At 66.8% G+C, this 13926-nt stretch carries 8 protein-coding genes and 1 pseudogene; 7 read left to right on the top strand and 2 right to left on the bottom strand.

The window, feature by feature from the left end:
- The first annotated feature begins 6 nt into the window (after positions 1–6).
- A pseudogene (locus tag AC6CHY_RS17395) lies at positions 7–1440 on the top strand (aspartate ammonia-lyase).
- 71 nt (positions 1441–1511) lie between these two features.
- Positions 1512–3041: an amino acid permease gene (locus AC6CHY_RS17400; RefSeq protein ID WP_217386994.1), complete on the top strand. Its 1530-nt coding sequence runs from the start codon at positions 1512–1514 to the stop codon at positions 3039–3041.
- A 106-nt stretch (positions 3042–3147) separates the two neighbouring features.
- Here AC6CHY_RS17400 and bcp read toward each other — a convergent pair whose 3' ends face one another.
- Positions 3148–3624 (bottom strand): thioredoxin-dependent thiol peroxidase, encoded by a 477-nt coding sequence (gene bcp / locus AC6CHY_RS17405; protein ID WP_254455708.1) that lies wholly within the window; start codon positions 3622–3624, stop codon positions 3148–3150.
- Between the two features lie 303 nt (positions 3625–3927).
- On the opposite strand from bcp, the gene AC6CHY_RS17410 reads away from it, so the two are divergent.
- Positions 3928–5661, top strand: a complete 1734-nt coding sequence (locus AC6CHY_RS17410) for an ABC transporter ATP-binding protein (protein ID WP_217386996.1) — start codon at positions 3928–3930, stop codon at positions 5659–5661.
- Positions 5662–7734 carry an ABC transporter ATP-binding protein gene (locus AC6CHY_RS17415; RefSeq protein ID WP_217386997.1) on the top strand — a complete coding sequence of 691 codons (2073 nt, stop codon included), beginning with the start codon at positions 5662–5664 and terminating at the stop codon, positions 7732–7734. It begins immediately after the preceding gene.
- 174 nt (positions 7735–7908) lie between these two features.
- Here AC6CHY_RS17415 and AC6CHY_RS17420 read toward each other — a convergent pair whose 3' ends face one another.
- Positions 7909–9822: an FAD-binding monooxygenase gene (locus AC6CHY_RS17420; RefSeq protein ID WP_498227547.1), complete on the bottom strand. Its 1914-nt coding sequence runs from the start codon at positions 9820–9822 to the stop codon at positions 7909–7911.
- A 281-nt stretch (positions 9823–10103) separates the two neighbouring features.
- Between AC6CHY_RS17420 and AC6CHY_RS17425 the strand changes: the two genes are divergently transcribed.
- The 3 genes from AC6CHY_RS17425 to AC6CHY_RS17435 all read left to right on the top strand — a co-directional run bounded on the left by AC6CHY_RS17425 (position 10104) and on the right by AC6CHY_RS17435 (position 13896).
- Entirely contained in the window at positions 10104–12305 is a 2202-nt protein-coding gene (locus AC6CHY_RS17425) for an acyltransferase family protein (protein WP_498227548.1), read from the top strand.
- 121 nt (positions 12306–12426) lie between these two features.
- On the top strand, positions 12427–13071 hold the full coding sequence (locus tag AC6CHY_RS17430) for a pentapeptide repeat-containing protein (protein ID WP_498227549.1): 645 nt from the start codon (positions 12427–12429) through the stop codon (positions 13069–13071).
- Positions 13072–13131: 60 nt separating this feature from the next.
- Positions 13132–13896: a CPBP family intramembrane glutamic endopeptidase gene (locus AC6CHY_RS17435; RefSeq protein WP_217387001.1), complete on the top strand. Its 765-nt coding sequence runs from the start codon at positions 13132–13134 to the stop codon at positions 13894–13896.
- Positions 13897–13926 lie beyond the last annotated feature (30 nt).

Consider the following 13926-nt stretch of genomic DNA (forward strand, 5'->3'; position numbering starts at 1 on the left):
AGAGCCATGTCCGAATCCACCGCCACCTTGCAGGTTGCCGCCCCCCGCGCGACCCGCAGCGAACACGACCTGATCGGGGACAGGGATATTCCCGCGGAGGCATATTGGGGCGTGCACACGCTGCGCGCCGTGGAAAACTTCCAGATCACCGGCCAGCCGCTGTCCACCAACACGCACCTGGTCACGGCCCTGGCCATGGTCAAGCAGGCCGCCGCCCAGGCCAACCTGGAACTGGGACTGCTCGATGCAACCCGCGCGGCAGCCATCATCGAGGCCTGCCGCGAAATCATCGCCGGGAAGCTCCACGAGCAGTTCGTGGTCGACGTGATCCAGGGCGGCGCCGGGACCTCCTCGAACATGAACGCCAACGAGGTCATCGCCAACCGGGCACTGGAACTGATGGGCCACGCCAAGGGCGAGTACCGGTACCTGCACCCCAACGACCACGTGAACCTCAGCCAGTCGACCAACGACGTGTACCCCACCGCGGTGCGCGTGGCCACGATCTTCGGCGCCACCTCGCTGGTCGCCGCCATGGAGCACCTGGGCGCCGCCTTCGCCGCCAAGGCAGTGGAGTTCCGCACCGTGGTCAAGATGGGCCGGACCCAGCTGCAGGACGCCGTCCCGATGACCCTGGGACAGGAATTCAACGCCTACGCCGTCACCCTCGGCGAGGACCGTGCCCGCCTGGCCGAGTCCACGCTGCTGATCCACGAGATCAACCTGGGCGCCACCGCCATCGGCACCGAGCCGAACGCGCCGGTGGGCTACTCGGCCCTGGCCTGCTCGCACCTGGCTTCGATCTCCGGGTTGAAGCTGGAGACCGCGTTCGACCTGATCGAGGCCACCGCCGACGTCGGCGCCTTCGTCCACCTCTCCGGGGTGCTCAAGCGCGTGGCGGTCAAGCTCTCCAAGGTCTGCAACGACCTGCGACTGCTCTCCTCCGACCCGCGCGCCGGGCTGGGCGAGATCGACCTGCCCGCCGTGCAGTCCGGCTCCTCGATCATGCCCGGCAAGGTCAACCCGGTGATCCCCGAGGTCGTGAACCAGGTGGCCTACGAGGTCATCGGCAACGACGTGACCATCACGATGGCCGCCGAGTCCGGGTAGTTGCAGCTCAACGCCTTCGAGCCGATCATCGTGCACAGCCTGACCAAGTCGATGCGCCACCTGGAGGCCGCCTGCACCACGCTGGCCGACAAGTGCATCGTGGGCATCACCGCGCACGAGGACAAGCTGCGGGCGCAGGTGGAGAACTCCATCGGCCTGGTCACCGCGCTGACCGTTCAGCTGGGCTATGCCGCCTCGACCAAGATCGCTGTCGAGGCCCTGTCCACCGGCCGCGGCGTGGCCGAGCTGGTCCTGGAGCACGGGCTGCTCACCGCGGCCCAGCTCAACGAGCTGCTGCGCCCCGAGCGCCTGGCCAACCTCAGCGAATAGCACCATCCGTTCCACCCCCGTCCGTTCCACCCTTGAGCACGCCCTAGACACTCCCCGAGAGGCACCTGCGCATGATTAGTGAAATCCCAGAAACCCGCACCACGCACCGCCCTGACACCCCCGGCTCGGCCCTGACCGCCGAGGACAAGGGGATGCACAAGGGCCTGAAATCCCGCCAGATCCAGATGATCGCCATTGGCGGGGCCATCGGCACGGGGCTGTTCATGGGCGCCGGCGGCCGTCTGGCGGGTGCCGGCCCGGCTCTGATGTTCAGCTACGCCGTGTGCGGGTTCTTCGCGTTCCTGATCCTGCGTGCCCTGGGCGAACTGGTCGTCCACCGCCCCTCCTCGGGCTCCTTCGTCTCCTACGCCCGCGAGTTCTTCGGCGAGAAGGCAGCGTTCGTGACCGGCTGGCTGTACTGGCTCAACTGGGCCATGACGGCCATCGTGGACATCACCGCGATCGCGCTGTACATGAACTTCTTCGCCAAGTACGTGCCCTGGATCGGTTCGGTCCCGCAGTGGGTGTGGGCGCTTGCGGCGCTGCTGATCGTGCTGGGCCTGAACCTGGTCTCGGTGAAGGTCTTCGGCGAACTCGAGTTCTGGTTCGCGCTGATCAAGGTCGTCGCGCTGGTCGGGTTCCTGGCGGTGGGCGTGTACTTCGTCATTTTCGGCACCCCGGTTGCCGGGCACGAGGTTGGCTTCTCCCTGATTGCCGACAACGGCGGGTTCTTCCCCAACGGACTGTTGCCGGTGGTTGTGGTGATGCAGGGAGTCGTGTTCGCCTACGCCTCGATCGAGCTGATCGGGACCGCCGCGGGCGAAACGCAGAACCCCGAAAAGGTCATGCCCAAGGCCATCAACACCGTGATCATCCGCATCGCCGTCTTCTACGTCGGCTCCCTGGTGCTGCTCTCGCTGCTGCTGCCCTACTCCGCCTACAAGGCCGGCGAATCCCCGTTCGTGACGTTCTTCGGTTCCATCGGCGTTTCGGGCATGGACTCGATCATGAACCTGGTGGTGCTCACCGCCGCGATGTCTTCGTTGAATGCCGGGCTCTACTCCACCGGGCGCATCCTGCGCTCGATGGCGCTTGCCGGATCCGCGCCGCGCTTCACCGCCAAGCTGAACAAGCAGGGTGTGCCCTATGGCGGCATCGCGCTGACCGCAGCGGTGGCGGGCCTGGGCGTGGTGCTCAATGCAGTGGTTCCGGCCGAGGCGTTTGAGATCGTGTTGAACATGGCGGCGCTGGGGATCATCGCCTCCTGGGGCATGATCGTGCTCTGCCAGCTGGCCCTTTACTGCCTGGCCAAGCGCGGGGGAGCGGTGCGTCCGGCCTTCCGGATGATCGGGGCGCCCTACACCGGCTACCTGACCCTCGCCTTCCTGCTGGCGGTTATCGTGTTGATGGCCTTTGACTCCCCGGTGGGCACCTGGACCGTTGCCTCGATCATCGTCATCATCCCGGCGCTGATGATCGGCTGGTACGCCTCGCGCGGCCGCATCCGGGACATCGCCGCCGCGCGGGCGAACGCCGACGCGCTCTCCGACCCGACGGGGAACCACGAGTTCTCAGTCACCGGGGCTTCCGACTCAGAGTAGGAAGCCGGAGGCGGCACCGGCGCGGACACGATCCGCGCCGGTGCCGCCGTCTTTAACTGCCCTGGCGCCGGCGCCTAGGCCAGCGGAGCCGTGCGCGGGTGGCTTCCTAGACCCCGAGTTCCTCGCGCAGCCTGGCCACATGGCCGTCGGCGGAGACGTTGTATTCGGCCAAAGTAACCTTGCCGTCCGGGCCAACCACCACGGTGCTGCGCAGGGTGCCGGAGAACTTCTTGCCGCTGACCTCTTTCTGCCCATACGAACCATAGGCGGCGGCCACCGCAAAATCAGGATCCGAGAGCAACGGGAAATTCAGCGACTCGGCCTCGGCGAACGAGGCCAGCGCATCGCCCTCGTCCGGGGAAATGCCCAGGACCTCGTATCCGGCGGCCCGCAGCGAGTTGAGGTTGTCCCTGAAATCGCAGGCCTCCGTTGTGCAGCCCTTCGTTGCCGCCTTGGGGTAGAAGTACACGACAACGTTCTTCCCCGCATAGTCGCCCAGCGAGACCTCCCTGCCTCGGGCATCGGCCAGGGTGAACCCCGGGGCGCGGTCGCCGGAGGACAAGGGTGTTGAAAGCAAGGACATGAAATTCTCCATTCGATCAAGCAAATTGTTGATGTCGTTTCCAGCCTAGGGTTTTCGCATGGACACCGAAAGGGAATCGGGAAAAACCGTGCGCTGCAAGGCATGATGTTTGCAGTCGCCAAATCACCCCCACATCCTGCGATGTACGGCCCCGGAAAAAATCAGTCTTAGGGAGGGTCAAACCGTGGGGCATCGAGGGTAGAGTGACCAATGCTTGGCTGAAAAATGCCGCGTTGCCGCCCTCGCGGGGCCACCAAACCATGGTGGATTCGTGCGGCTAAAAAATCATGAGGACACTGCCTGATGCTCTTAAAGCTCATACTTAGACATTCGAAACCCTACAAGTGGTGGATTGCCGCCGTGCTGTTCTTCCAGCTCGCCACCACCATCGCCACACTCTTCCTGCCCAGCCTCAACGCCCGCATCATCGACACCGGCGTGGTCAAGGGCGACACCGACTTCATCTGGCGCACCGGCGGCGTGATGCTTGCCGTCGCATTCGTCCAGGTGCTCACGGCCATCGCCGCCGTGTACTTCGGCGCGAGGACCGCCATGGCCATCGGCCGGGACCTGCGCCATTCCGTCTTTGACGCCGTCACCGCGTTCTCCGCGCAGGATGTGAACAAGTTTGGTGCAGCAACGCTGATCACCCGCGGCACCAATGACGTGCAGCAGGTGCAAATGCTGGTGCTGATGGGCCTGAATTTCATGGTCTCGGCCCCCATCATGTGCATCGGCGGCATCATCATGGCGCTGCGCGAAGACGTCGGCCTGTCTTGGCTGGTCTGGGTCTCCGTGCCCGTCCTGCTCGTGGTCGTCGGCGTCCTGGTCATCTTCCTGATGCCGCTCTTCCGCCAGATGCAGGACCGCATCGACGGAATCAACGGGGTGCTGCGCGAGCAGATCACCGGCATCCGCGTGGTGCGTGCCTTCGTGCGCGAACCCCACGAGACCGAGCGCTTCGAGGAGGCCAACGCCAAGCTCACCCGCGTGGGCGTGAAGGTCGGCAACCTCTTCGTGTTGATGTTCCCGCTGATCGGCATGATCCTGCACATCGCCACCGCCTCCGTGCTGTGGTTCGGCGGGCACCGCGTGGAGACCGGCGAAATGCAGGTCGGTGCGCTGACCGCATTCCTGCAGTATCTCCTGCAGATCCTCATCGCGGTGATGATGGGAACCTTCATGGCCATGATGATTCCCCGCGCCATCGTCTGCGCCGAGCGCATCGACGAGGTCACCACCATGGCCCCGAGCCTCACCGACCAGCACGAGCACGTCGCCGAGATGGACGCCCCGGGAACCATCGAGTTCCGCAACGTCACCTTCGGCTACCCGGGTGCCGAGGCCCCAGTGCTCAACAACATCTCCTTCACCGCCCGCCGCGGCGAGACCACCGCCATCGTCGGGTCCACCGGCTCGGGCAAGACCACGCTGCTGAACCTGATCCCGCGGCTCTACGACGCGAAGGAAGGCCAGGTGCTCGTGGGCGGGGTGCCGGTCACCAAGCTGACCCGCGCGCAGATTTCCACCTCGGTGGCCACCGTCCCGCAGCGCCCCTACCTCTTCTCCGGAACCGTCGCCTCCAACCTGCGCTTCGGCGCCGAGCACGCCAGCGACGAGGACCTGTGGGACGCCCTGCGCACCGCGCAGGCCGAGGACTTCGTCGCGGCACGCGAGGACGGCCTCAACGGGAAGATCTCCCAGGGCGGCACCAACGTCTCCGGAGGACAGCGCCAGCGCCTGTGCATCGCCCGGGCCTTGGCCGCGAAACCCGAGGTCTACCTCTTTGACGATTCCTTCTCAGCACTCGACGTGGCAACCGATGCGCATCTGCGGACCGCGTTGAAGGAACCCACCAAGGATGCGGCGGTCATCATCGTCGCCCAGCGCATCTCCACGATCACCGGGGCCGACCAGATCCTGGTCCTTGACCACGGCGAGATCGTGGCCCGCGGAACGCACGAGGAGCTCCTGGAATCCTCGGAAACCTACCAGGAAATCGTGACCAGCCAGCTGGCAGTGGAGGAGGTGGCCTAAATGGCAAAACGTACCAAGAAGGAAACGACAGCGGTCGTGGAACCAGAAGACGAGATCGACGAGTTCGACACGGCCGGGGCCTCCGACATGTTCGGGGACTCGGTGCCGGTCCGCAAGGCCAAGCACTTCTGGCCCTCGGCCAAGCGCCTGGTGGGGCTGCTGGCCCCGCAAAAACTCGGCATGACAGTGGTCCTGCTGCTGGCCGCGGCCGGCGTGGTGCTTTCGGTGATCGCGCCGAAGATCCTGGGCCAGGCCATGGACGTGATCTTCGCCGGCGCCATTGGCGGGAACATGCCCGCAAATGTCCCGGTGGAGCAGGTCATTGAGGGGCTGCGCGCCTCCGGGCAGAACGACCTGGCCGAGATGATGTCCAAGATGAACCTCATCCCCGGCGTGGGCATCGACTTCCCCTTGCTCAGCCGCTATATCCTCATCGTGCTCTCCATGTACTTCGTGGCCTCCCTGTTCATGTGGGCCTCGGGCTGGTTGCTGAACCGCCTGGTCATGAAGGTCGTCTATGGCCTGCGCCGCGACGTGGAGCACAAGCTCAACCGGCTGCCGCTGAACTACTTCGACACCCGCCAGCGCGGGGACCTGCTTTCGCGGGTCACCAACGACGTGGACAACATCCAGAACGCGCTGCAGCAGGCGATCAGCCAGCTGGTGCAGTCGCTGCTGACGGTCATCGGCATCATCATCATGATGTTCATCATCTCCTGGCAGATGGCGCTGATTGCGCTCATCGCGCTGCCGCTCTCGGCCGTCGCGGCCGGCGTCATCGGCTCCCGCGCCCAGGGGTTGTTCACCGCGCAGTGGAAGAACACCGGCGCGCTGAACGGGCAGATCGAGGAATCCTTCTCCGGCCACGACCTGATGAAGGTCTTTGGCCGCGAGCAGGACATGCTGGACCGCTTCCACGAGAAGAACGAAGAGCTCTACAAGGCATCCTTCGGCGCCCAGTTCGTCTCCGGCATGATCTTCCCGGTCATGAACTTCATCTCCTACCTGGCCTACGTCGGCATTGCCGTGGTCGGCGGGCTGCGCGTGGCCTCGGGGCAGATGTCCTTGGGCGACGCGACGGCGTTCATCCAGTACTCGCGCGAGTTCACGCAGCCGCTGGGGCAGATGGCCGGCATGGCCAACATGCTCCAGTCCGGCGTTGCCTCCGCGGAGCGCACCTTCGAGCTGCTGGACGCCGACGAGCAGGACGAGGACACCGTGACCGCGTCGCTTCCGGCCCGCACCGACGGCCACGTCGAGTTCGAGCACGTCACCTTCTCCTACTCGGAAGACAAGCCGCTCATCGAGGACCTGTCCTTCGAGGCGCACCCGGGGCACACCGTGGCCATCGTCGGACCCACCGGCGCCGGCAAGACCACGCTGGTGAACCTGGTCATGCGCTTCTACGAGCTGGACTCCGGGCGCATCACCCTGGACGGGGTGGACGTGACCCAGATCAGCCGGGCGGACCTGCGCTCCAAGGTCGGCATGGTGCTCCAGGACGCCTGGCTCTTCGGCGGCTCCATCCTGGAGAACATCCGCTACGGCCGCCTGGAGGCCACGGACGAGGAAGTCATCGAGGCGGCCAAGGCCACCTTCGTTGACAGGTTCGTCCGCGCCCTGCCCGAGGGCTACGACACTGTCATCGACGAGGAAGGCACCAACGTGTCGGCCGGCGAGAAGCAGCTGATCACGATCGCCCGCGCGTTCGTGGCCAACCCGTCGCTGCTGATCCTCGACGAGGCGACCTCCTCGGTGGACACCCGCACGGAGCTGCTGGTGCAGAAGGCCATGGCGGCGCTGCGCAGCGACCGGACCAGCTTCGTGATCGCGCACCGACTCTCCACGATCCGCGACGCCGACACCATCCTGGTGATGGAAGAGGGCAAGATCGTGGAACAGGGCAACCACGAGGTGCTGCTCGCGGCCCGCGGCGCGTACTACCGGCTTTACCAGTCGCAGTTCGCCGGCCCGGCGGAAGATGTCGACGCCGAACCCGCCCCCGGCGGGGCCCCGGCGTTGGAGGGCATCGCGCCCGGCCAGGAGTCGGAGACCGAGGACGCCAGGAGCTAGCCGCGAATCATTGACGGCCTGCCGTAGTTGGCGAAGGCGCGTGGCCGATGGGATCAACTGTTCCCATCGGTCACGCGCCTTTGTCGTCCCTGGACAGCCGGCGAGAGTTCAAGCGCGCGGGTCACCACGGGAGGCCTGAAACCTATCGTGGACCGCACGAAATTGTGCGGGCGGCTACACCAGCGCCGGGGCCCTCATGATGCCGGCGAAGAAGTCGGACAGCTCCGCGTGCGCATCCAGCGGCAGCACGTGGGCGACGTACTGGTCGGGGCGCACCACCACGATGGCGCCCTGTTCCCGGTTGATGCCGCGCGCCTCGAAGATGTCGTTCGCGGTGTCGGCGGTGAAGACCTTCTCGTAGTCGATGAGGCCCAGCGGCGCCTTGCGCGGCAAGAGGAACGCGGGGACCTGGCCGGGCTCCACGTCCCGGTGGTGCTGCTGGAGCACGGCGCGCACGTCGAAGACCGCGTCGTCGTCGGCCCCCGCCGGGGTGAATGCGCGCACGGGGGAGGAAGGATCCTGCCCCAGGTAGGCGCAGAACGCGGCCAGGCGCGAATCCCTGGCATCGGGGCGCGCGGCGTCGGCGAACGCGTAGATCCGCCAGCGGCCATCCGCCAGGGCCTGGTGGCCGAGCTCAAGCGGCTTGGCATCCGCAAGCCGGATCACCGGGGAGGAATGGAAACGCTCGCCCACCGGGAAACCGGAGGCCAGGTGTTCGTGGGTGTCCGGCCCGGTGATCATGCTCGGGGAATAGTCGGTGGCGAATCCGGCGGTGAAACGGCCGCCCTGGGTGAAGATGCCCTGGCGCTCGGCGGCGTCCATGCCGCCTGCCTCCGGGTTGGCGGGGTCCTTGGGCTTGGCCGCCATGGCGGTGGACCACTTCAGGTCGAAGTCGATCAGCTCCTGGGCGATGACCTGGCGCTCGGCGGAGTAGGTGTCCAGCAGGGATTCGGGGCTGCGGCCCTGCAGCACCGCCGCCAGCTTCCAGCCCAGGTTGAAGCCGTCCTGCATGGAGACGTTCATGCCCTGGCCGGCCTTGGCGCTGTGCGTGTGGCAGGCGTCGCCGGCGATGAACACGCGCGGGGTGCGCGTGCCGCGGTCCTCGGGAAGCACGTCGTCGAACCGCTCGGCGATGCGCTGGCCCACCTCGTAGACGCTCCACCAGGCGATCTCCTTCACCTCAAGGGTGTAGGGGTGCAGGATCTTCTGCGCGGCCTCGATGACCGAGTCGGCGGTGAACCGGCTCCGGGCCTCGCGGTCGCCCGGTTCGATGTCGCCCAAATCGACGTAGAGGCGCACCATGTAGCCGCCCTCGCGCGGGATCAGGAGGATGGATCCGCCGGAGGCCGACTGGATCGCCGCCTTGAGGCGAATGTCCGGGAAATCGGTGACCGCCAGCATGTCCATGACACCCCAGGCGTGGTTGCGGGCGTCTCCCTGCATCTTGATGCCCAGCGAACGGCGCACGTTCGAGCGGGCGCCCTCGCAGCCCACCGCGTACTTTGCCTGCACGGTGATCTCGTTGCCGGGCTCCTCGCCGGTGCGGCGCAGCGTCGCGGTGACCGGGTACTCGCCGGATTCGGCGATCACCACGTCGATGAGTTCCAGTCCGTAGTCGGGGACCAGCCGGGAAGGGGAGTTGGCCATGTGCTCGAAGAGCATGTCCTGCATGCGGGCCTGGTTCACGATCACGTGCGGGTACTCGGAGAGTCCCTCGGCGACGTCAAGGATCCGGCCGGTGCGCGCGATGCCCGCGGTTTCCGCAGGTCCCCAAAAGGTGGTCTCGTTGACCCAGTAGGCCTCGCGCATCAGGCGCTCGGCGAGCCCGAAGCCGTTGAACATCTCCACGGTGCGGCAGGCGACGCCGTCGGCGTGCCCCAACTCGAGTGCCGCTTCGCGGCGCTCGACGACGAGCGTGGAGATATCGGGGAATTCGGCCAGCTGCGCGGCAAGGACCGACCCGGCCGGGCCGGTGCCGGCGATGAGCACGTCAACCTGTTCGGGGAATGTTCCCGGGGTGCGGCGTCCGGGGGCCGCCGGGCGGATATCGGGGTCGCCCGGGCGGTAGCCATCCTGGTAGAACTGCATGGTGCTCCTTGGTCTGCTGCGCGCGGGGGCGCTGTGATCTGGCCTACCAACCGTAGGCTCGCAGGGCCCGTCACTGCTACAAGATTCTGCACACCAGAATCTTGTTAATGGCCGGATTCGTGCCGGATTCCGCGCGGCGGCGGCGTGGCCCATGAAGCCAGATGGCCTTTGATGCCGCCTGGCCGGGCGACGGCCTGCCGGCATGCAAGCGCGGTCCGGCGGCAGTTCGGCGGTGCAGCGCCCAGCTTCCGGTCTCCGGGCGGTGGGATAGGCTTGCGCGAGTGACAGTTTCAACCGGTTCCGTCCCGTCCCGAACACCGCGCAGGCCCCAAGCCGCGGAGGCTCCGCGGGAAAATGCCAACGGTTCGTCGATGGGTTTCCGCGCCGACATTCAGGGGCTGCGCGCCATCGCGGTGCTGATGGTGATCATCCACCACCTGCGCCCCGGCGCGCTGAGCGGCGGATTCATCGGCGTCGACATGTTCTTCGTGATTTCCGGGTACCTGATCACCGCGCACCTGTTCCGGGAAATGCGCACCACCGGCACCATCAGGCTCGCAACCTTCTGGTCCCGGCGCATCCGGCGGCTGCTGCCCCTTGCCTTCACCGTGCTGCTGGCCAGCACGGGACTGGTCCTCGCCTTCATCCCCGCCACCGAGCACGGCACCATGTTCAAGCACATTGCCGCCGCCGGGTTCTACGTGGAGAACTGGGCGCTGGTCGCCGACGCCACGGACTACTCGGCCGCCGGGCAGATGGCCACCGTGGTGCAGCACTACTGGTCGCTCTCGGTGGAGGAACAGTTCTACCTCGCCTGGCCGCTGCTGATCCTGGGCGCCGCATTCGCGGCCGGCAAGTTGTTTCCCCGGTGGGGCAGGCGCCTCGGCGTTGGACGGCACGACATCGCCGGCGTCCGCGGGCTCTTCCTGGCCACCATCTGCGCAATCACCGTGCTCTCCTTCGCCTACGGGCTCTGGGTCACCGCGGCCAGCCCGCAGGCGGCCTACTTCGACACCGCCGGACGCGCCTGGCAATTTGCCGCCGGCGGCCTGGTGGCCCTGTGGTGCGTGAACCGCGGCATCGGCGGGATCGGCGGTGCGCTGTTGGGGTGGGGCGGCGTCGCCACCCTGCTGGCCGGCGCGCTGCTGATCCCCACCGAGACCCGCTTCCCCGGCACCATGGCACTGGTCCCGGTGCTCGGCACAGCCGCGGTGCTCGCCGCCGCCGGCACCGGGCGGCCGGGGCTGCGCTGGTTCTCCCATGCCACCTGGCTCTCCATCCGCCCGGTGCGCCGGGTCGGGGACGTGAGCTACGGCGCCTACCTGTGGCATTGGCCGCTGATCATCGTCGCCCCGTTCGTGCTGCACGCCGAACCGAAGTGGTACCACGAGGCAGGCATCCTGGCCCTGACCCTGGTTCTGGCCTGGATCTCCAAGTTGCTGATCGAGGACCCCTTCCGCTTCGGGGCGGTGCTCAAGCCGGTGCGCAATTCCCTGGTCTTTGCGCTGGCCGGAATGCTGGTGCTTGCTGGGGTTTCGTGGGCAGGCACCGCCGCCTCGGCGCAGAGCGCGAACCTGCCGCGGCTGGCGGCCTCCGACCCCTGCTACGGCGCCGGCACCCTCGCCAACCCCGCCGACTGCCTGCCCGTTGCCTCCGACTTCGCCCCGTACCCCTCGGCGGTCGCCGTCTCCCAGCAGGTGCGCGCCCCGTTGTTCCCGGGCTGCGAGACCGACACGCTGCAGGTGGGAGAATCCAGCTGCAGGCTGGGCAACACCTCCAACCCGCAGCTGCGCGTTGCGGTGGTGGGGGACTCGCACGCCTCCGCCTGGTTGCCTGCCCTGGTGGAAATCGCCAACGAACGCGACTGGGAGCTGGTCACCCACATCCGCTCCGGCTGCTCGCCTTCCCTCGCCGCGCTCAAGGGCTCCGAAAAGCTCAGCGGCACCGCCGAACGCCTGTGCACCGAATCGGTGCGCGCCCTGGGCCCGAGGCTTGCGGCGGATCCGGACCTGGACGCGGTCATCGTTGCGGCCCAGGGCAACAAGCGGTCCTGGGTTTCCTCCCCGGGCTACGAATTCACCGACCCGGCCACCGAGGGCTTCACCAGCCTGTGGCAATCCTGGATCGATGCCGGCAAGTCCGTCGCGGTGATCCACGAGGTGCCGCGCCTGGGCAACACGAACGTGCCAACCTGCGTGGCCTCGAACCCCGGGGACCCGCTGGCCTGCTCGGTGAGCCGCCAAAAGGGAATGTCGATTCGGCAGAACCTGCAAAAGGCGTTGGACAGCGACACCGCCCCGAAGGGCATCGTGCGGGCGGACTTGACCGATTCCATCTGCTCCCAGGAAACCTGCTTCGCCGTCGTCGGCTCGTTGATCACCTATTACGACCAGTCGCACCTCTCCCACGACTATTCCCGTTCGATGGCTCCCATGCTCGCGAGGGAACTGGACCGGGACGAGGCCTTCGCCCTCGGCAGGTAGCAGCACCTTCCGGACACCGGCCGCGGCCTTCCGTCAAGCCACGGATAGGTGAGAAAGCCAACGCGCGTGAGGGCCGGAATCGCCGGAATCGCCGCATAAGCTATTGCCCATGCCTGCCTCCGTGAAAGCCCCCCGCCTGCCCGCCTTCAAGGAACCGGCCACCACCGGGTCCGGGGACCTGACCGGGCTGGAAACGGACGGCCGGGCCGAGGGCCTGCTCTTCGAATCAGACGACGCCGCAGGGGTGGACCTGGAGGACGCGGTCTTCACCGAATGCATCTTCCGCGCGGTCTCCCTGCAGGGCGCACCCATGGCCCGGGTGACGTTCGGGGACTGCCGCATCGAGGAGGTCAACGCCCCGGTGCTCGAGGCCCCCGACTCCGGTTGGTGGAACACCGCCGTGGTGGGCGGGCGCATCGGATCGGCCGAGCTCTACGGCTCCACCTTCCGCTCGGTCAAGTTCGAACGCGCCAAGCTCGGCTACCTGAACCTGCGCCGGGCGAAGATCAAGGACGTGGAATTCCGCGACGTGCACATCGAGGAGCTCGACGCCGGGGGAGCGAACCTGGAACGTGTCACCTTCATCGACTGCACCATCGACACCCTGGCGCTGAACGGCGCCAAGCTCAAGGACGTCGACTTGCGCGGGGCGCGCCTGCGCACGCTTTCGGGCATCACCTCGCTCAAGGGCGCCACGGTGAGCTTCGAGCAGCTCCTGGACCTGGCCCCGATCCTTGCCAACGAACTGGGCCTGCGCGTCCAATGAGCCCGGCGGGCCGCGGGGACGAGGCACCGGAACCGCGCAACGATCGGTAGGGTGGAAACCATGCACCAACACCCCGTTCCCTACCCGTACGCCCCGCCGCCCCGCAGGCGGCAACCGGTCTTCGACGCCGGGCCCATGCGGCGCGGGGACGTGGTGGTGCTGGGGACCTACCTGGTGCTTTTCATCCTGGGCGCCGGCGGCCTGCTGACGCTGGTCCCCGGGTTCGTCGAGGCATTCAAGAACCATGACTCGGCGCAATTCGGCGTGAACCTCATCATCTACGTGGTGGTGTTCACCGGGGCGATCATCATGGGCTTCGAGGCACTGCGGGCCTCCTTCGCCACGTTCAGGTACCACCCGTGGGCCAAGGCCCTGATGGTCCCGGGCGGTTGGCTGGGGTCGCTGATCGTCAGCGCCGCCGTCCTGGTTTCCATGGGGAACCCGGTCAAGAGCGAAAACCAGCTGGCCATCGAGGGCATGACCCGATCGGTGCCGTTCCTGACGATGTTCGTGGTCACCGTGATCCTGGGACCCTTCGTCGAGGAATACGTCTTCCGCCACCTGCTCATCGGCAAGCTCAGCCGCCGGCTCAACGTCTGGGTCTGCGTGGCGATCTCGGTGGTGCTCTTCACCTCCCTGCACTTCGTCGGCGCCGGGTCCTTCGACCTGACCAGTGCGATCCCCTATACGACGCTGGGGATCATGATGTCCCTGGCCTACGTGCTCACGGGCAAGTCGCTGGCGTACTCCTATGTCCTGCACGTATTCAACAACGCGGTGGCGCTGATCCTGTCCTACACGCTGCTGCCGCTGTTCCAGCAGTAGACATCGAACGAAAGACCGCCGCACACGTGA

It is taken from the genome of Paeniglutamicibacter sp. GQ140 (genome assembly GCF_059759235.1).

Excerpts from the sequence above, each read along its gene's own strand:
- bcp (WP_254455708.1), bottom strand. The coding sequence starts at position 3,624 with ATGTCCTTGCTTTCAACACCCTTGTCCTCCGGCGACCGCGCCCCGGGG.
- AC6CHY_RS17420 (WP_498227547.1), bottom strand. The coding sequence starts at position 9,822 with ATGCAGTTCTACCAGGATGGCTACCGCCCGGGCGACCCCGATATCCGC.
- AC6CHY_RS17415 (WP_217386997.1), top strand. The coding sequence starts at position 5,662 with ATGGCAAAACGTACCAAGAAGGAAACGACAGCGGTCGTGGAACCAGAA.
- AC6CHY_RS17435 (WP_217387001.1), top strand. The coding sequence starts at position 13,132 with ATGCACCAACACCCCGTTCCCTACCCGTACGCCCCGCCGCCCCGCAGG.
- AC6CHY_RS17400 (WP_217386994.1), top strand. The coding sequence starts at position 1,512 with ATGATTAGTGAAATCCCAGAAACCCGCACCACGCACCGCCCTGACACC.
- AC6CHY_RS17410 (WP_217386996.1), top strand. The coding sequence starts at position 3,928 with ATGCTCTTAAAGCTCATACTTAGACATTCGAAACCCTACAAGTGGTGG.